This window comes from Nocardia sp. NPDC003693 (assembly GCF_053981095.1).
In genome coordinates this window covers 85,690-103,624 of record NZ_JBSFNO010000027.1, presented here as the reverse complement: position 1 = coordinate 103,624, position 17,935 = coordinate 85,690, and the positions used below count along the sequence as shown (strand labels likewise).

20 protein-coding genes are annotated in these 17,935 nt (G+C 69.1%); 9 read left to right on the top strand and 11 right to left on the bottom strand.

The window, feature by feature from the left end:
- Positions 1 to 63: 63 nt before the first annotated feature.
- Positions 64 to 612, top strand: a complete 549-nt coding sequence (locus ACWDOP_RS26525; protein WP_454201016.1) for a ferritin — start codon at positions 64 to 66, stop codon at positions 610 to 612.
- Between the two features lie 341 nt (positions 613 to 953).
- Here the strand turns inward: ACWDOP_RS26525 and ACWDOP_RS26520 are convergent, their stop codons facing one another.
- The 6 genes from ACWDOP_RS26520 to ACWDOP_RS26495 form a co-directional block, all read right to left on the bottom strand.
- On the bottom strand, positions 954 to 1,871 hold the full coding sequence (locus tag ACWDOP_RS26520; RefSeq protein ID WP_454200747.1) for a DUF5926 family protein: 918 nt from the start codon (positions 1,869 to 1,871) through the stop codon (positions 954 to 956).
- 160 nt (positions 1,872 to 2,031) lie between these two features.
- The gene (locus tag ACWDOP_RS26515) at positions 2,032 to 2,196 is read right to left on the bottom strand and encodes a hypothetical protein (protein ID WP_456347196.1); all 165 of its coding nucleotides are present in this window, start codon (positions 2,194 to 2,196) and stop codon (positions 2,032 to 2,034) included.
- Between the two features lie 9 nt (positions 2,197 to 2,205).
- The gene (locus tag ACWDOP_RS26510) at positions 2,206 to 2,919 is read right to left on the bottom strand and encodes a TMEM165/GDT1 family protein (protein WP_454200748.1); all 714 of its coding nucleotides are present in this window, start codon (positions 2,917 to 2,919) and stop codon (positions 2,206 to 2,208) included.
- A gap of 303 nt (positions 2,920 to 3,222) precedes the next feature.
- Positions 3,223 to 3,744, bottom strand: a complete 522-nt coding sequence (locus tag ACWDOP_RS26505) for a peptidase (RefSeq protein WP_456347195.1) — start codon at positions 3,742 to 3,744, stop codon at positions 3,223 to 3,225.
- Positions 3,745 to 3,989: 245 nt separating this feature from the next.
- A complete protein-coding gene (locus ACWDOP_RS26500; protein WP_354988159.1) occupies positions 3,990 to 4,613 on the bottom strand; it encodes a superoxide dismutase in 624 nt (207 codons plus the stop codon).
- Positions 4,614 to 4,864: 251 nt separating this feature from the next.
- Entirely contained in the window at positions 4,865 to 5,476 is a 612-nt protein-coding gene (locus ACWDOP_RS26495; protein WP_456347194.1) for a hypothetical protein, read from the bottom strand.
- Between the two features lie 336 nt (positions 5,477 to 5,812).
- On the opposite strand from ACWDOP_RS26495, the gene ACWDOP_RS26490 reads away from it, so the two are divergent.
- Genes ACWDOP_RS26490 through ACWDOP_RS26480 form a run of 3 tightly spaced genes read left to right on the top strand, consistent with a single transcriptional unit; the run spans position 5,813 to position 8,091 of the window.
- On the top strand, positions 5,813 to 6,184 hold the full coding sequence (locus tag ACWDOP_RS26490; RefSeq protein WP_456347193.1) for a rhodanese-like domain-containing protein: 372 nt from the start codon (positions 5,813 to 5,815) through the stop codon (positions 6,182 to 6,184).
- A gap of 18 nt (positions 6,185 to 6,202) precedes the next feature.
- On the top strand, positions 6,203 to 7,327 hold the full coding sequence (locus ACWDOP_RS26485; RefSeq protein ID WP_456347192.1) for a DUF4328 domain-containing protein: 1,125 nt from the start codon (positions 6,203 to 6,205) through the stop codon (positions 7,325 to 7,327).
- Positions 7,324 to 8,091, top strand: coding sequence for a glycerophosphodiester phosphodiesterase (locus ACWDOP_RS26480; protein WP_454200753.1), 768 nt, complete (start codon positions 7,324 to 7,326; stop codon positions 8,089 to 8,091). Before ACWDOP_RS26485 ends, ACWDOP_RS26480 begins: the two co-directional genes overlap by 4 nt.
- A 27-nt stretch (positions 8,092 to 8,118) precedes the next feature.
- On the opposite strand, the gene ACWDOP_RS26475 is transcribed toward ACWDOP_RS26480, so the two are convergent.
- Positions 8,119 to 8,787, bottom strand: coding sequence for a TetR/AcrR family transcriptional regulator (locus tag ACWDOP_RS26475; RefSeq protein ID WP_456347191.1), 669 nt, complete (start codon positions 8,785 to 8,787; stop codon positions 8,119 to 8,121).
- 28 nt (positions 8,788 to 8,815) lie between these two features.
- Complete coding sequence (locus tag ACWDOP_RS26470; RefSeq protein WP_454200755.1) at positions 8,816 to 9,727, bottom strand: SDR family NAD(P)-dependent oxidoreductase; 912 nt, start codon at positions 9,725 to 9,727, stop codon at positions 8,816 to 8,818.
- 162 nt (positions 9,728 to 9,889) lie between these two features.
- On the opposite strand from ACWDOP_RS26470, the gene ACWDOP_RS26465 reads away from it, so the two are divergent.
- Complete coding sequence (locus ACWDOP_RS26465; RefSeq protein WP_454200756.1) at positions 9,890 to 10,657, top strand: SDR family NAD(P)-dependent oxidoreductase; 768 nt, start codon at positions 9,890 to 9,892, stop codon at positions 10,655 to 10,657.
- A 104-nt stretch (positions 10,658 to 10,761) separates the two neighbouring features.
- On the opposite strand, the gene ACWDOP_RS26460 is transcribed toward ACWDOP_RS26465, so the two are convergent.
- The 3 genes from ACWDOP_RS26460 to ACWDOP_RS26450 all read right to left on the bottom strand — a co-directional run bounded on the left by ACWDOP_RS26460 (position 10,762) and on the right by ACWDOP_RS26450 (position 14,916).
- The gene (locus ACWDOP_RS26460; RefSeq protein ID WP_326312678.1) at positions 10,762 to 10,962 is read right to left on the bottom strand and encodes a cold-shock protein; all 201 of its coding nucleotides are present in this window, start codon (positions 10,960 to 10,962) and stop codon (positions 10,762 to 10,764) included.
- A gap of 343 nt (positions 10,963 to 11,305) precedes the next feature.
- Positions 11,306 to 13,261: a molecular chaperone HtpG gene (gene htpG / locus ACWDOP_RS26455; RefSeq protein WP_456347190.1), complete on the bottom strand. Its 1,956-nt coding sequence runs from the start codon at positions 13,259 to 13,261 to the stop codon at positions 11,306 to 11,308.
- Positions 13,258 to 14,916 (bottom strand): TM0106 family RecB-like putative nuclease, encoded by a 1,659-nt coding sequence (locus tag ACWDOP_RS26450; RefSeq protein ID WP_456347208.1) that lies wholly within the window; start codon positions 14,914 to 14,916, stop codon positions 13,258 to 13,260. Before ACWDOP_RS26450 ends, htpG begins: the two co-directional genes overlap by 4 nt.
- Before the next feature lie 466 nt (positions 14,917 to 15,382).
- Between ACWDOP_RS26450 and ACWDOP_RS26445 the strand changes: the two genes are divergently transcribed.
- From ACWDOP_RS26445 to ACWDOP_RS26430, 4 genes are all read left to right on the top strand, one after another.
- A complete protein-coding gene (locus ACWDOP_RS26445) occupies positions 15,383 to 16,018 on the top strand; it encodes a DUF6474 family protein (RefSeq protein WP_456347189.1) in 636 nt (211 codons plus the stop codon).
- Positions 16,019 to 16,118: 100 nt separating this feature from the next.
- Entirely contained in the window at positions 16,119 to 16,703 is a 585-nt protein-coding gene (locus ACWDOP_RS26440; RefSeq protein WP_456347188.1) for a hypothetical protein, read from the top strand.
- Between the two features lie 48 nt (positions 16,704 to 16,751).
- Complete coding sequence (locus ACWDOP_RS26435) at positions 16,752 to 17,399, top strand: YcnI family copper-binding membrane protein (RefSeq protein ID WP_456347187.1); 648 nt, start codon at positions 16,752 to 16,754, stop codon at positions 17,397 to 17,399.
- Positions 17,396 to 17,929 (top strand): copper resistance CopC family protein, encoded by a 534-nt coding sequence (locus ACWDOP_RS26430; RefSeq protein ID WP_456347186.1) that lies wholly within the window; start codon positions 17,396 to 17,398, stop codon positions 17,927 to 17,929. Before ACWDOP_RS26435 ends, ACWDOP_RS26430 begins: the two co-directional genes overlap by 4 nt.
- The last annotated feature ends 6 nt before the right edge of the window (positions 17,930 to 17,935 follow it).

The following is a 17,935-nucleotide window of genomic DNA, read 5'->3' as shown; positions in this document are numbered from 1 at the left end:
GGCTGTGCTCAATAAGGCTGCACTTGGATGACACGCGCTCTGACCAGGGCTAATGTCGTCGCCATGTCGAGCCAAATCCAAACCAAGCGCAGCAAGTTCCACGGTTTGCTGCACGACCAGATCCGCAACGAATTCAATGCCGAACACCAGTACATCGCGATCGCGGTGTGGTTCGACAATGCGGATCTGCCCGTGCTGGCCAAGCACTTCTACAAGCAGGCGATCGAAGAGCGCAATCACGCGATGATGATCGTGCGCTACCTGCTCGATCGCGACATGACCGTCGACTTCGCCAGTGTCGACGCCGCCAAGTCGCAGTTCGAGAACGCGCGCGAGCCGATCGCGCTGGCGCTGGCGCAGGAGAAGACGGTCACCGACCAGATCATCCAGCTCGCCAGCACCGCCCGGGAAGAAGGCGATTACCTGGGCGAACAGTTCATGCAGTGGTTCCTCAAGGAGCAGGTCGAGGAAGTCGCGCATATGAATACGCTGCTCACGGTCGCCGACCGGGCCAGCGCCAATATGTTCGACCTCGAGAATTTCGTCGCGCGCGAACTGAGCTCGCCGCCGGATGCCTCCGGCGCGCCGTCGGCCGCGGGCGGCTCCATTTAGTTCTCGAATAGGAAAGGCCCGGTCCCTTGCGCTGGACCGGGCCTTTTCTGTTGCACTACAGCAGCATTCCTACTTCGCAGACAGGCTGCTGAAAAGGCCCTTGAGCAGACCGAGAATTGCGTCCATGGTGTTCTCCTCATCAGGTTTGCCCCGAGTTTCCGGGGTGACTCCCCGGTGTTCGGGGGCGAAGAGAACGTAACTCGAGTTCAGCGACCGAAATAGTGTTTTTTCAAAAATTCTTCCGGTAAAAATTTCGGGCCGTTCGCCGGCGGTCGCAACCGACCGGCAAACGGCCCGGAGATCGCCCGCTCAGCGCCCGGATGGGGGCTCGGACGCGGGGATCAGCGCAGCGTCACCTGGCGCGAGCGCAGGCCGTCGCGGGAGCGGCGCTCATCCGAGGTGAGGGGTTCGGTGTTGGCGAGCGCCGCGGACAGGCGGGCGCCGAACGCACGGGCGCCGGCCTCCCACTCGGTGGCGTGCTTCTCGGGATCCAGGTCGAACACCGGCACCAGCAGGCCGTGCGTGCGGAACGAGCCCGCGAAGCGCGAATCCTCGCCCAGATGCAGTTCGCCGGCCGCGTGCAGCCGCGCCAGCGCCAGCATGAGCTGATCCTCGTCCTCGGGCCGCACCCAGCGCAGATGCGCCTTCTCGCCCGCGTCGACCCACCAGGCCGCGCCGATCGCGTCCGCGCCCAGGTTCAGGCGCGCCGACGGCATGATGGCCTGATTGGCCTGCTCGATGGTCGCGGCCACCTGCTGGTCCGGGGTGACGCCCTCGGGCACCCACCAGTTGAAGTCCTGATGCACCGTGAGGTCCAGTGCGGCACCGGGATCCAGGACGTCGGCCAGTGTCGGCGCGCCGTCCACGCTCGCGGCGGCCAGCGACTCGCCCGGCTCCGCGGACTGGGTCCACAGGATCGCGGTGGCCAGATCGCTCGCCGGGTTGTCCGACTGGAACTGCACCTGCGTGCCGACGAAACCGATCGGCTCGTCGCCCGCCCGCACCAGTGCGGCAACCGCACCCGGCAGCACGGTCGCGAGGGTGACCTCGCGCTCGGCCGCGACGCCCGGCGACAGCTTCAGCGTGGCGGTAGCCGACGGCACGAATTCCCGTAGCGCGACCAGATCGCACTCCGCGGCCAGCCCCGCGAACGGCCGCGTGACGACCTGCGAAGCCTGCTCCTGCTCGGCCCGGCGCGCGGCCAGCTTCTGCGCCCGGTTGCTGTCCGGCTTGGGACTGTTGCGCTTGCTCTTACCCATGACGCGGAACAGTAGCAGGGCGACGTTTGTTTCCTTGCTTTGACCTGCCTGTTTGCCGCCCGGAACCGGAGCGGAACCGTCCGGGTTCCCCGAGACGTTCCGGCTGGTTCGCGAGTTGCTCTGATCGCGGCGGGTGGCTGCCCGCCGGCCGGCAGTGCCGCTACCCGCTCGACTCCCGTTGCCAGTAGAAGAAGTGGGTGGCCCCGTTCCCGGTGACCGTCGAGGTGACCAGCTCCCACCCTGCGGCGCTCCACTGATCAAGATGGGCCTGGATCTCCTCCGGGCCCGCACTCACCACGAAGCTGAGCTTGTAGCGCTCTTTCATCCGACCAGGTTAAGTGCGGACGGTCGGCTCTTCGTCGATCGCGGTGCGGGCGGCCGCACGGCGGCGCAGGAGTAGCAGGACCGCGCCCGCGGCCAGCGGGAGCAGGGTGCCGGTGGCGAGCATCGCCGGTGTCGCCAGATCGGGGGCGAGGGTCCCGAGCAGGGTGGTCGCGCCGAAGTAGAGGAACAGCAGGCCCGAGCAGACGGCGATCGTGCGTTCCGGGACGTGCTTGCCTACCGTGACGCCTACGAGGATTGCCAGGCCGCCCGCGGCCACCATGCCCAGGACCGAGCCGATCCAGACCGCGACCCAGCCGTTGTTGGTGGCCAGGGCCACGGTCGCGAACATCGTGCGGTCGCCCAGCTCGGCCAGTAGGAACGCGGACAGGACCACGAAGAAGGCCGAGCGGGAGGACGAGTGCGGGGTGTCGGGCGTCTCGTCGCCGTCATCCGCGCCGGGCAGCGTCTCGCGCAGCGTCCACAGGCCGACGGCTATCAGAATCGCCGCCGCGAACAGGGAGATGAGGTCGGTGGGCAGGGCCGCGCCGAGGAAGTGGCCGACACCGACGGCGATCAGGTTCACCAGCACGCTGGCCACGGTGATCGCGCTCAGCACCACCCACCAGCGGTAGCGCAGGGCGAAGGTCAGGGCCATCAGCTGTGATTTGTCGCCGAGTTCGGCGAGGAACAGCACGCCGAACGTCAGCAAAATCGTGGTGATCACATCAGCTCCCAGGGTTTCCGGCCTGTCGGCTGAAGATGCGGGGGCGCTTCAGCCGACGCCGCACCGTGTTTCGGTTTGGTTCTCGTCGGCCGAAGGTCTCGCCCACCGGTCGCCGTTCGAGGCGCTGACGGTTCACGCAGCCGGACCCGCGGGGGATCAGTATGTCGACTACGCGATTGGGGGCTACTCCCCTTCGCTGTCGGAGACTTTACCCCGACAGACCCGGTGGAGGCAAACACCTATCGCTGAAATCGCAATGCGCGCAATAAGTTTGGGAACGCTGCCGCGCGGTTTCGGGTACCCTCACGCGGCCAGCAGCATGGCCAGAACCGCGGTGTCGGGATCACTGATCGGGTCGACCCCGACCCGGCTCACCATGGAGGTGACCGTGCCGTCGGTGTCGGTTTCCACCCACGCCGCGCGGTGTTCCAGCCCCAGATGCGGCAGGCCCGGAAGCAGCAGGCAGCCCGAGGCGGCGCCGGTGCATTCGGGCAGTGACGGCCGGGTTTCGCGCGGTGGGTGCAGCATGATCAGCGCGGGTGGCACATGCTGGGCAAACCGTCCCGGTGCCAGCGCCTCCTGCCCGAGCACGGTGCCCTCGGCGATGACCAGCCCCACCATGCCCGGGTCCGGGTCGTCAGGGAGTTCCTCGCGGGCCCCGAACACGGTGGTGGTCGGCAGCAGTCCGGGCAGGCTGGCCACCCGCACCGCCAGGACCAGCACCTGGGCCCATTCCTTGGTCGAATCCGGCCATCGGCCCGAAATCACGAATCCGCGTAGCGACCCACGCGACTGAAACGGCAACACGCCGATCTGTTCGCTCATCACGCCCTCCCGAAGTGCGGAAATGCGGGGGCGGCCCTGCCCGTCCTGGTTGTGGATTCAGAGAATGCCCCGAAATCGGACTGGCACACAAGTACCAAAGAGTGCTAGCAGACGGGCAGGTCGGCGAACATCGCGCCGGTCAGGGTCCGGAAAAAGCAGAAGACCCACGAACCGGGGTCGGTTCGCGGGTCGCTGCGCCGGGCGCGTCGCGGAATTCGCTCCCGCTACGCGTTGCGACGGGCTGCTCAGCCGAAGATCAGGCCCTTGCCCTGGTTGACGGCGCGACCGAAGCGGTCCTGCACCTCTTCCCAGTTCACGACGTTCCAGAACGCCTTGACGTAGTCGGCCTTGACGTTCTTGTACTGCAGGTAGAAGGCGTGCTCCCACATGTCCAGGCCGAGCAGCGGGATGATGCCGAGCGGCACGTTGCCCTGCTGGTCGGTCAGCTGGAAGGTCAGCAGCTTGCCGGCCAGGGTGTCGTAGCCCAGCCAGGCCCAGCCCGAGCCCTGCAGGCCGTTGGCGGCGGCGGAGAACTGCGCGACGAACTTGTCGAACGAGCCGAACTGGTCGTCGATCGCGGCGCCCAGGTCGCCGACCGGCTTGTCGCCGCCGTCCTTGGACAGGCTCTTCCACCAGATGGAGTGGTTGACGTGGCCGCCCAGGTGGAAGGCCAGGTTCTTCTCGTTCAGGAAGATGGCCGCGTGGTCACCGGACTCACGGGCGGCTTCCAGCTTCTCGACGGCGGCGTTGGCGCCCGCGACGTAGGCCGCGTGGTGCTTGGTGTGGTGGATCTCGTTGATCTGCCCGGAGATGAACGGCTCCAGGGCGCTGTAGTCGTAATCCAGTTCTGGCAGCGTGTACTCGGCCACGATGTCCCTTCCTCAATGCTCAGTGTCGGAGCTGTGTGCCCTCGGCCCATGCCGCGGCGCACCCAACCTTCATTCGTACACCCGCTCCCGTGCAACCGGGCCGCGTGCCCCCACATTCCAGCGGTTACCCGGTTTTCCCAACCTATGGACACAGGCTGATCCCAACTCGGGCGGAGCGAGGGGAGAGAACGCAGACAAGGGCCGCCCGGTGCCTGATCCGGTGCGGCCCGTTCGAGATGCGAGGTCGGAAGTTACAGCGGCGGAACGATATTCGGCCGCATGGTGCGGGGGTCGCCCGCGGCGTGGGCCTGCCACCAGCGCACTCCGCCGGCGACGAACTCGTCCAGCGGAATCTCCAGGCCCGCCTTGTCCTGCACGGCGATGCCGTCGAACCACACCCGCATGTCGAGTTCGCGGGGGTCGATGCCCTCCTCCTGCGAGAACTCGAGCATGTGCGCGGCGGGCCGGTCGGACAGGACGGTGTCGAAGCTGAGCAGTTTGCGCCACTGCGTCCAGGCGGCGTCGTCGAGGTCGAAGAATTCCCAGCCGTGCAGCGAGCCGCCGCCGAAGCTGCTGACCGCGTCGTGCAGTCCGTCCAGCGCGAGCGGGAGCACCACCGGGTCCAGGTCGTCCCAGCGCTGCCGGCGCAGAGAGGCCGCGACCCGGGTGACCCCGGACAGGATCAGGAAGACGTCGCAGCCCGCCGGCGGCGGGCCGTCGGCGGGCAGGGTCAGCACGTCGAGCTCCAGGCGTAGCTGGGCCGCCGCGGTATCCACCTCCACCCCGAGGCAGGTCGCCTCGGAGAGAGCGGTGTTGAGTCCGGAAATGTCCACGCCGTCGAGTAGCCCCCTGCTCACAGTCATAGCGTCAGGCTACCGATCTTGCGTTGGCCGTCAGAGGATTTCCGATTATTGGTAGTGTTGTCGGTTTTTTCGGGGACCGACCGGCCCGCATCCTGTGGGTAACCGCTGTTATCCACAGCCCGGCTGTGGATCAGCCTGTGGATTATGTGGATAACTACAGGCGAGATATGCACAGACCCACCGCAACGGGGTGGGCGACGGGCTTCCACCGATGGGAACCGACCGGCGGTTTCGTGGCGTTCGGCGAGTTCCGTGCACACGGAATGTGAATGCGGCAGGCCGGTTCGAGGGGAGAGAACTCCCCGGCTCCCCGGCACCCGTGGCAGGATCGAAACCGTGACCAGTTCCCACGTCCCCTCGGTACCGATCGATGCCGTGCCAGCGGAATTCGACGCCGCCGAGCCGTGGGCCGACGCCGCCCCGCCCCCGGCCCTGCTGCTGGACGTGCGCGAGGACGACGAATGGACTCTGGGCCACGCACCCGGCGCCATCCACATCCCCATGGTCGACGTGCCCGCCCGGCTGGACGAATTGGACTACGACTCCGAGATCTACGTGATCTGCCGGCAGGGCGGACGCTCGATCCAGGTTGTGCAGTATCTGACGCATGTCGGTTTCGATGCCACGAATGTCACCGGCGGCATGGTTGCCTGGCAGCAGACGGGACGACCGCTCACCGGAGACGGTGACGAGGCGAAGGTCTACTAGGCGCAGAATGATGGAGCGATGACAGGGGGAAATGTGGGCCAACCGCGATCCGCGGTCGTGCAGCCGTGCGCCCGCTGTGGCGCGCGCTGGGCCGTGCAGGGCAAACCGCTGCACTGGTGCCCGCGCTGCCACGGTGTGCTGCTCTCACCCGCCCCGGTCGACGCCCCGCCCGAACGGCGCAACTACCGCTGGGTCGCCCGCCCGCCGGGCCGCCGGACCCCGCCTACCGGCGCACCGCGCCGCACCGCGGCGAGTCTCGAAACCCCGCGCTACACCCAGGTTCCGCGCTGGGGTCTGCAGGATCGGCCACCGCAGGCCGCGGCGGAACCGGTGCACCGGATCGACCGGCTCGTCGCGCGCCTGCCCCGCCTGCTGATCGCCACCGCGGTGATCTTCGGCGTCGCCGCGCTGGCCGAACTGGGCCGGTACGCGATTCTGCTGCGCAATCGCCGCCGGCTCATCGAGCCGTGGCTGCTGTGGACATCCGACGCCGCGGTGATCGTCGCGGCGGTGGCGGCGATGGTGGTGGCGCTCGTCACGGCCGTGGCGGTCGTCGGCTGGCTGTGGCGCACCCGGACGAAGATGTATGCCGCTGCGGGACGCGAGGATTCGCGCTCACTGCCGGAACTGCTCGCGGGTTGCCTCGTACCCGGGGCGAATCTGGTGTGGCCGGGCGTCTTCCTGACCGAGATGGTCCGGCTCGGGGCCACCGGGGACGACACGCCGCGTTTGCTTCGTACCGTGCGAATCTGGTGGGGCGCTTGGGTTCTCAACGGCCTGCTGGTGGTGATCGCGATCCTGTACCGCTTCGCCGATTCGCTGCAGGTGCGCGCCGACGGGGTCCTGATCACCATGTGGACGAACGTGTGCGCGGCCGGGATGGCCGTGCTGACGCTGTGGCTGGTGCGCGGTTTCGCGGGGCGGGATCTGCGCGGGCGCGAGCTCACCACGCACCGCTGGCTGATCGCGACCACACCCGCCACGCCGGTCATCGAACCGGTGCAGCCGGGCGTGCCGGGTTCCGCCGGGCGGGCGCCCGCGACCGCCGTCGGCAATGATGGGGCAGTCGCCGCGGACGAGGCGGCCGGCCCGGAGTCCACGGGGGCGCCGGACGCCGAGCATGAGGAGGTATTGGCGAAGTGAGCCGGGCCAGTCGCGCGCCGTTCGTGGTCGCGCACCGGGGGGCGTCGGCGGCGCGACCCGAACACACCCTCGCCGCATACGAACTCGCCCTGCAGGAGGGCGCCGACGGCGTCGAATGCGATGTGCGGCTGACCAAGGACGGTCAGCTGGTCTGCGTGCACGACCGGACCGTGGATCGCACCTCCGACGGTGTCGGCGCGGTGTCGGAGATGACCCTCGAGGAGCTCGAGGCCCTGAATTTCGGTACCGCCGAGGAGCCGTCCCCGGTGCTCACCCTGGCCCAGCTGATCGAGCTGGTGCTGGACTGGAAGAGCCGGCCGACCAAGCTCTTCATCGAGACCAAGCATCCGGTCCGCTTCGGCGCGCAGGTGGAGACGACGCTGCTGAACGAGTTGCAGCGCTACGGCATCGCCGCACCGGCCTCGGCCGATCACTCCCGGGCGGTGGTGATCTCCTTCGCCGCGACCGCGGTCTGGCGCATCCGCCGGGCCGCGCCGCTGCTGCCGACGGTGCTGCTGGGCGAGTCGTCGCTCTACCTCTCCGGCGGCGCGGCGACCACGGTGGGCGCGACCGCGATCGGGCCGTCGGTGCGGACCCTGCGCGAACATCCCGATCTGGTGGACAAGGCCGCCGCGGCGGGGCGCGCCACCTACGTGTGGACCGTCGACGAACCGGAGGACGTGCGGCTGTGCGCCGATCTCGGCGTCAGCTGGGTGGCCACGAACCTGCCGGGCCGCACCAAGACGGTGCTCTCGGACGCCTGAGCGAGCGCGCTCACCCCGTCAGGGCGCTCACTCCGCCGGGGGCGTTCCGTCCGTCAGCGGGATCGTGCCGAACAGCCCGCCGCTGCGGCGGACCAGATCCATCAGGGGCTCACGGAGATTGCGCAGGCCCTCCAGATCGCCGACGGCGATGCGGTTGGTGACCATCGCGCTCAGCGCGGCCACCAGGGTCTGACAGGCGAAATGCTGCTGCTCGGTGTCGGCGTCGAGAATGTCGGCGACGATCGCGACGAAGGTCTCCTGGAGCTGGGTGCGGCGGGCGATGGCCTCGGGGCCCACGGCGTAGACCTCCACCAGGAACAGGCGGGCGTACGCGGGCTCGGCGGAGAGGGCGTCGAGGTAGGCGCCGAGGACGCGTTCCATGCGGGCGGTCTCGGACTCGCCCTCGATCTCCAGGCCGGTGACGGCGAGCATGCCGGTGAGCATGAGTTCCACCGCGCGCTCGTAGGCGGCCTCGAAACAGTCCTCCTTGGAACGGAACTGCTCGTAGAAGGTTTCGCGGGACACGCCCGCGCGTTTGATGACCGCGGCGACCGGGGTGCCGACGTAGCCGTTCTCCGCCATCGCCTCGGCCATGGCCAGCAGGATCCGGTCGCGCTGGGCGGCGACCACGATCTCCCGGGGCAGACCGTGGCGGCCGCGGGGCAGCTGGCGGGCGGTGACAGCCGATTCGGGCATGCGGTGAACTCCGTTGGGCCGGGACGGGTCAGGCGAACTTCCCCATTCTGCTCGGTCGGGCGGGCTGTTCGGTGGTGAAACCGACCTGTTCGGTGCGAGCTATGTCGAGACCGGACGCGACGCCGTGGCGCAGAGCGTAGTCGATCACCCGCTGGCCGATGCCGCGGAACTCGAGGACCACGCGCACCCAGGAGGGTGAGACCACGCGGCGGGTGCGGCGGGCCAGCGCGCGTTCCACCGCGTCGATGGCCGGGCCGAGCGGTGCGATGCCCGAGACGGTGGAGCGGCCCAGAATGCTGTGCGCGGCATGGGTTCCGAAGCCGCGACTGGTCATGTCGGTGTCGAGTTCGGCGAAGTAGGCGAGGCCGACCTTCGCGCCGGTGTGCCGCAGTTCGATGCGCAGGGTGTTGCCCAGCGCCTCGACCGCGGCCTTGGAGGCGCTGTACGCCCCCGCCAGGGGTAGGTGGACCGCGGCGGCGAGCGAGGTGACGATCAGGACGTAGCCGTCGCGGTGCGCGAGATGCGGGCCCGCGGCGCGCAGGGTGTAGTAGAGGCCGAGCACGTTGACGGTGAGGGTCTGTTCGAGCACCTCGGGATCGCCGCCGAGCAGGGCCATCTGGCGGGCGATGCCGGCGTTGGCGACCACCGCGTCGAGGCCGCCGAGTTCGGCGGTGAGGGAGTTGATCGCACGCTCTACCTGTGCGGGATCGCCGACGTCGCAGTAGCGCCAGGGGGCGTCGCCGCACTCGGCGGCGACCTCGGCCAGCAGCGCCTCCTCGATGCCGAGCAGAGCCACCCGGGCGCCGTGGGCGTGCAGCTGGCGGGCCAGGGCCGCGCCGATGCCGCGGGCTCCGCCGGTGATCAGGATGCGCTGACCTGCCACGCGCGGGGCCCGGCGGCGGAAACCACGATGCTGACGTGGGGCTGGGCCGACGTTCATGAGGTGACGATAGCACTCGGCGAACATTCGTGTTCGCAAACTGGAGGGACGGCGCGAACCCGTACATACCCGGCCCCCCTCGAGGCGGCCACACCGCCCCACTATGGTGCCTATTGACGGAAGGCCAGTGAGAGGGCCGTCCACGTTCGAGAGGACCACCCCGTGGAGATTTCGGGATCTGCCGCCATTGTCACCGGAGGCGCTTCCGGCCTGGGCGCGGCCACCGCCAAGCGCCTCGCCGACGCCGGCGCCACCGTGTTCGGCCTGGACCTGGCCCAGTCGATCGAGCGCGCGGGCGACAGCGTCCCGGCCGGGATCACCCTGATCCCGACCGACGTCACCTCCGGTGACGAGGTCGCCGCCGCGGTCGCGCAGGTCGTGGAATCCGGTGTGCCGCTGCGCATCGTGGTCAACTGCGCCGGCGTGGGCTGGGCGGGCCGCATCCTGTCCAAGAACGGCCCGCACGATCTGGAGCTGTTCCGCACGGTCATCACCGTGAACCTGCTGGGCACCTTCAACGTCATGCGCCTGGCCGCGGACGCGATCTCCAAGACCGAGCCGGTCGACGAGTACGGCTCGCGCGGCGTGGTCATCAACACCGCCTCGGTCGCGGCGTTCGAGGGCCAGATCGGGCAGATCGCCTACTCCGCCTCCAAGGGCGGCGTCGCCGGCATGACCATCCCGGCCGCGCGCGACCTCGCGCAGTTCGGCATCCGCGTCAACACCATCGCCCCCGGCATCATCGACACCCCGATGCTCGCCGGCGTGACCGAGGAGTACCGCAAGGGCCTCGAGGCGGGCGTTCCGTTCCCGTCGCGTCTGGGCCGGCCGGACGAGTACGCGCAGCTGGCGCAGTACATCACCGAGCACGACTACCTGAACGGCGAGACCATCCGCATGGATGGCGCGCTCCGGATGGCTCCGCGCTAAGAGCCTTCGGCTCGAACGAACAAGGCCCGCACCGGAACACGGTGCGGGCCTTGCTATTTCACGAAATCGGCCGACGCGGAGGCTTCAGCGCCTGACCGGAAATCTCAGTGCGCGCGAACGGCCGCGGCCTGCGGGCCCTTCTTGCCTTCGGTGATCTCGAAGCTCACGGCCTGGCCCTCTTCGAGCTGGCGGTAGCCGTTGCCTTCGATCTCGGAGTAGTGAACGAACACATCGGGGCCGTCCTCGCGGGCGATGAAGCCGTAGCCCTTCTCCGCGTTGAACCACTTGACGGTGCCCTGAACCATAACTTTCTCCTGCTGGATGTTGCATCGGCCGCCGCGGTCACGGTGACCGGGTCGAAATCAGAAGGCGACTTGCAGCTTGCCTGGCAAGAGAAGCGCCCGCACGATGTTCAGCGCGAGCATGTGAGACACGAACACGAAAAACTTACGACCAAGACGTACAACGTACGCCGGGGGCGCGGGTTCCCGGAATCGGAAAAACATTGCGAGGGTCACATTTCGGACCGTGCGGCAATGACCGTTTTCCGCCGGAAACGACCGTGCTCCCCGCTGCCGGAACAGCGGGGAGCACCGGGTTTTCAGCGAACACGCAGGTCGGAGTAACCGGCCGCGCGTTCCGCGGTGATCAGAGGGTGCGGGCCAGGCGATCGGCGAGCACCCGGGCGAACTGCGCCGGATCCTTGAGCTCGCCGCCCTCGGCCAGCACCGCGGTGCCGTACAGCAGCTCCGCGGTCTCGGCCAGTTCGGCGGGCTTGTCCGCCTCGTCCTTGACCTTGGCGTACGCGTCGCGCAGGCCCGTGACCAGTGGATGCGACGGGTTCAGCTCGAGAATGCGCTTGGTCTCGGGCAGTTCCTGACCCGAGGCGCGGTACATGCGCTCGAGCATCGGGGTGAAGTCGAAGACGTCGCCGACGATGCAGGCGGGCGAGGTGGTCAGTCGAGCGGTCAAGCGGACTTGCTTCACGCTCGAGTCCAGGGTCTGTCCCAACCAGCCGAGCAGGTCGCCGAAATCCTTCTCCTGCTGCTCGCGCAGCGCCTCGGACTCCTTCTTCTCGTCCTCGGTCTCCAGGTCCACCTCGCCCTTGGCGATGGACACGAACGGCTGACCGGCGAACTCCGGGGTCTGGGTCGCCCACATCTCGTCGACCGGATCGGTCAGCACGAGCACCTCGAGGCCCTTGGCCTTGAACGCCTCCATGTGCGGGGAGTTCTCGACCTGCTCGCGCGATTCGCCGGTCATGTAGTAGATGGCGGTCTGGGACTCGGGCATCCGCTCGACGTACTGCGCGAGGGTGGTGAGCTCCTCCGCGCTGTGCGTGGACGCGAAAGACGAGACCTTCAGGATGGTTTCGCGGTTGTCGGTGTCCGACAGCAGGCCCTCCTTGAGAACCCGGCCGAACTCACGCCAGAAGGTCAGGTACTTCTCCTGATCCTCGGCGGACTGCAGCGACTGCACCGTGGACAGGACCTTCTTCACCAGGCGCTTGCGAATCGCCCGAATCTGCCTGTCCTGCTGCAGGATTTCGCGCGAGACGTTCAGCGAGAGATCCTGCGCGTCCACCACGCCCTTGACGAAGCGCAGATACTCCGGCATCAGCTCTTCGCAGTTGTCCATGATGAACACGCGGCGCACGTACAGCTGCACGCCGCGCTTGTGCTCGCGCTGGAACAGGTCGAACGGGGCGTGCGAGGGCAGGAACAGCAGGGCCTGGTACTCGAACGTGCCCTCCGCCTTCATCGGAATGATCTCCAGCGGATCGTCCCAGGCGTGCGCGACGTGCTTGTAGAACTCCCGGTACTCCTCCTCGGAGACCTCGCTCCTGGAGCGGGTCCACAGGGCCTTCTGGGAGTTCAGGGTCTGCGTCTCGGTGATGGTCTTCTCGACGGCGTCTTCACCCTCGCCGTCCATGATGGTCCGCTCCACATCCATGCGGACCGGCCAGGCGATGAAATCGGAGTACTTCTTGACGATTTCGCGGAGCTTCCACTCCTGCGTGTAGTCGAAGAGGTGGTCCTCGTCGTCGGAGGGCTTGAGGTGCAGGGTGACGGTGGTGCCCTGCGGGGCGTCGCCGAGCTCCTCGATCGTGTAGGTGGAGCTGCCCGCCGCCGATTCCCAACGGGTGCCGGTGGTTTCGCCGGCCTTGCGGGTGGTGAGCGCGACCTTGTCGGCCACCATGAAGGTCGAATAGAAGCCGATGCCGAACTGGCCGATGAGTTCCTCGGCGGCGGCGGTGTCGGTCTTGCTCTCCAGCAACTGCTTGCGCATCGCGGCGGTGCCGGACTTGGCGAGGGTGCCGATGAGATCCACCACCTCGGCGCGACTCATGCCGATGCCGTTGTCGCGGACGGTGAGCACACGCTCGTCGCGGTCCACCGAGAGCTCGATATGCAGGTCGGAGATGTCCGCCGACAGGTCCTTGTCGTGGAACGTCTCCATGCGCAGCTTGTCCAGCGCGTCCGAGGCATTCGAGATCAGTTCCCGCAGGAACGTGTCCTTGTTCGAATACACCGAGTGGATCATCAGCTCCAGGAGCTGGTGGGTCTCGGCCTGAAACTCCAGGTGTTCGACGTGTTCGGTCACTCCGCGATACTACGACGGCCGAAATCGGAGATGGCCGGAACCTCGGCATCGGCCCGATCGGTCATCCAGTCGCGCAGCACCTGGGTGGCGAGCACGTCGTCCTCGTTGTACTCCAGGATGCGGGTGCGCTGGGACAGGTCCGGTTCGCCGCCCTCGTAGGCGACGGCCAGGCGGTACCAGCTCATGGACGCCTCGCCGCCCGCCTCCGGATCGCGCCAGGAGAACCCGGCCACGGGGGCGATCTTCTTCAGGCCCTTGCCGTTCGGGCAGATGAACTGCTCGGAGACGGCCTGGAACATGTCGACCCACTGCGGGCTGTCGACGAAGCGCTGGATCTCGCGCTCGGTGGGTATGCCGGGCATGCCCGCGAAGCGACGGGCGGACTCGTAGAGCCACTTGTCCTCGGCGGTGCGCGAATAGCAGTAGGCGGCAAAGGTTTTGCCGTCCGCGGCGGCCTGCGCGCGGATCTCCATCAGCCAGGTCCAGAACTCGGCGAAGGAGCGGCCCTCGTCGCGGGTCGGCAGCGGATCCCAGGTGACGAAGCCGCGGTAGACGCCGTCCAGCAGCGTGCCCCACAGGTAGGCGCCGTGCTCCTGGTACGACTCAAGGTCGACGTCCACCTCGACGTCGGCGCGGGTGACCTGTACCCGGTCCACCCGGCGGACCAGGGGCGCGCCGGTCGCCCAGGCGCGGGCGGTGACGATGGCCTCGGTGAAGGGCTCGTACTGCCAGTCGTCCGGGTCGTCGCCCTCCCAGGCGGCGAGGTCGTCGATGGTCTCCACGCCGTGCCTGCGCAGCACCTCGGCGCGAGATCCGGGCGCCACCAGGCTGATATCGCGCTGGGCCACCAGCCACTGCTCGCAGCTCTGCCCGCCCTCCTCGGGAGCACGGGACCACCACGGGCACTGGCGGCATTCGGGAACCTTGGACGGAATCGTGGGGAGCTCGCCGCGCACCACCGCGATGCGGTCGGCGTAGCGCCGGTCGTACTCGTCCAGGATCGGGCCCAGATCGTGCAGCAGGACGCGGTCGAAGTGGTAGCCGATGGCGCCGCCGACCAGGGCGGGGCTGGCGTAGCCGTGGCGCTGCAGCATCCGGTACAGGTGCGCCAGGCGCTGCTGATCGCGCGGCTGCGGGCGATTGCGGACGTGCTTGTCCGGCTTGGGATTCCACGCGTACAGCTCGGTGGTGAGCGGGTGGAAGTCGGCCGGGTCGGGCTGGCGCGGGTCGGTGACCTTGTGGTTGACCACGATGATCGGGACGTAGCCGCCGCGGTCCGGATCCCGGCGCAGGATCTCGCAGCCGCCGCGGCGGCCGGTGTCGAACTCCTGCGGCAGCAGCCCGCCCCAGATCCGTTCGATCCCGGCCTCCATGGCGGCCATGGTCTCGGCCGCACGCTGGGCGGCGGTCTGCTCCGGCGCGATCACGAGCCAGCGGTCCGGGTCGGCGGCGACCAGGGTGTCCCGCACCAAGATTCGGTGCGCGGCCGCGGCCTCGCGCCGCTGCTGCACGCCGGCATCCTCGCTGACACCGGTCAGCACCCGCGGATGGGTGGAGTCCAGTAGCAGCCGGTGCCGGCAGCCGATCAGCGCCCGCGCGTCCAAGAACGCGGCGCGCTCGCCATGGTCACCGATGCCCGAATACACGACTAGCAGTATGGCGTTAGCTCCCGACACACCCACCCTCGCGGGTGCCGCCACGCCGCCGCTGATCGGGGGTAGGCCCCCGAACCCCCGAAGAGGAGAACCTGGGGGCAAGCCCCCGGACCCCCGAAAGAAAGAGATCCGGGGACCCTGTCCCCGAACCCCTGAGGACGAGGAAGCCGGACCGGCTCGCGAGGAGGAAAACCGCTCGCCCGAGGGGAGGAACCAGTCCCACCCTGCCCCGCGAGAGAAGTCCTTCCGGGAAGCGCGGCGGAAGCCCGCGCGGGCGCCCGGGCCGAAGGTGGTGTGAGCGGGGCGGTTCGGGGTGGGGGGCGGCCGTTTTCCGCCACGAGGTGGCAGGCGCTCGCGGGGGGTCGGCGGGACGCACTAGGGTGGGCGGAAACTGTGTTTCATGGGCGGACAGGCATTTCCCCCGGCCCTGTGCTGCCATGGCGAACCAGCATGACGGAGGCCATCTATGGGGTTGTTCACCAAGCGGAAGAAGAAGGTCAGCCGGCGGGCCGAAGCCAAGGCGCTGAAGCACAAGGCCGGGATGGAGGCCAAGCTCGGTGCGCGCAACGAGCGCAAGCGCAACCGGAACGAGGCGCGGACGCAGGCCAAGGTCGCCAAGGCCGAGATCGCCAAGCTGCAGGCCGAGGAGAAGGCCGCGCTCAAGGTGGCCGCCCGGGCCGACCGCGAGCTGTTCAGCGCCACGCAGGTGCGCAAATACCTGGGTGTGGCGCGCATCCTGGTGCCGGTGCTGGCGCCGCTCGCCTACCGGGCCGCGACGCTCGTGCGCGGGCAGCTCGACACCCGCCGGGCCGCGCAGCTCGGGATCGGGGTGAACCAGCTCGGTGAGTTCTCCGGGCCGGGCGCCCGACTGCAGGCGCGCGTGGCCAACGTGGAGTCGACCGTGGCCGAGATCGAGCGGAAGAACCCGCAGGACAGCAAGAAGTTCGTGGCCGACGTGCGCGACCGGCTGGAGAGCCTGTCCGCCGCGATCCGCACCTCGGACCAGATGCCGGTGCAGCGCCGCCGCGCGGTGCACGCCTCCATCTCCAACGAGCTCTCGGGCATCGAGACCGACGTGCTCGCCCGGCTCGGCGTGAACTGAGCCGGTGCCCGCGCGCCGCCGACGCCACCACCGCCGGGGTCTTCGCCCCGGCGGTGACGGCTGTGCCGGGGTAGGCGCACCCGGGGATCGAAAACAGCGGGTGGACAGCCGGTCCCCTCGCACCGGCGCACCGGCGGTCGCCTACGCGGCGGCCATACGAAGCACCGAGGTAGCGGGCGCCCACCAGGTGAACCCCGCCCGCGGTGTCGTCGCGGGCGGAACCGTGGCCGTGCTGGCGGTCGCCGCGCACGGTATCGCGGGCGGCGGCGTACCCGGTTCGGCCGGGCTCACCCTGCTGATCGCGGCCGCCGCGGCGATCGGGGCGCTGGCGGCGACGCTGCGCTCCCCCGGTGCGCTGGTGGCGCTCATGGCGCTCGGCCAGCCGGTGGGGCACGTGGCGTTGAGCGGGCTCGTGCACGACGGGCACGGTTCGCCCGCAAGGGAATTGGTGGGCGACGGCGCGATGGCGGGTGCGCACGCGCTCGCGACCGTGGTGTTCGCGGCACTGCTGCTGCTCGCGGAGCGGCTGTACGGGTTCGTCGCCCGGGCGGTACGCGCCGTCCTGTCCCGGCCGCGCCCGGCGCCGGTGGCGACGGAGGGGCGCTGGGCGCGCACGGCCGCGGCGATCCGGCCGGCGCGCGGGTTCGGCGCGGGTGCGCCGCGCGCGCCACCGATTACGGCGTGAATCTCTCCCACACCCCGTAATCCCTTTGTCAGAGAAGGCTTATCACCCATGCACACCTCGCTTTCGCGTGCGCTCGGCACCGTGACGGTCGCCGCCGCGGGCCTGACCCTGCTCGCCGCGGGCCCGGCGTCCGCCCACGTCACCGTCGACGCGCCCGGCGCCGCACAGGGCGGATACACGGTCGCCACCTTCAAGGTGCCCACCGAATCCGATACCGCGTCCACCACGAAACTCACCGTGGCCGTACCGAATTTGAAGAGCGTCCGCACCGAGCCGCTGGCCGGCTGGTCGGAGAAGATCGACCGCAACGACAAGGGCGAGGCGGTCTCGGTCACCTGGGCCGTCGAACCCGGCAACACCGGCGTCGGCCCCGGCCAGTTCCAGCGCTTCGTCATCTCGCTGGGCCCGCTGCCCAAGACTGAGACGCTGAGCTTCGCCGCCACCCAGACCTACAGCGACGGCAAGGTCGTGAAGTGGGATCAGCAGGAGAACTCGGACGGCAGCGAGCCCGAGCATCCCGCGCCCGCCGTGCAGCTGGCCGCGAACTCGGGCGACGGCCACGACGCCGCCGACAGCCCCGCCGCGCCGAAAGCCACCGACGACACCGCCCGCCGGCTCGGCGGCATCGGCCTGGCCCTGGGCGCGCTCGGCGCCGCCCTGGGTCTGGGCAGCGTGATCCGGGGGCGCAAGGCATGAGCCGCAAGATCATCGCCGGCGTCCTGACCGGCCTGCTGCTGACCGGATTCGCGCTGCTGGGCGCGGGCACCGCGAGCGCCCATTCGGCCGCCATCGGCTCGACCCCGGAGAACGGCGCGCAGATCGACACCTCGCCCGCCCGGGTCAGCGTCACCTTCAACGAGGAACTGCAGCCCAGCTACCCGTCCATGACGGTGACCGGCCCGGACGGCAACCTCTGGTCCAAGGGCGAGCCCACGGTCGAGGGCTCCACGGTGAGCATCGAGGTCGGCGAACTGGGACCGGCGGGCGTGTACACCATCGCCTACCGCGTCACCTCCGCCGACGGGCACGCGGTGAAGGACAAGCGCACCTTCACCCTGACCAAGGCGGGCAACGGCACGCCGGGCGCGAAGGCCGGTGCGGCGGGCTCCTCGAACGGGGACGACGGCGGCGTGCCGCTGTGGGTGTTCATCGTCGGCGCGGTGGTGCTGTTCGGCGGCGGCCTGGCCTTCGCCCTGCTGGGTGGCCGGAGCAAGCGGCGTTCGTGAACCGGT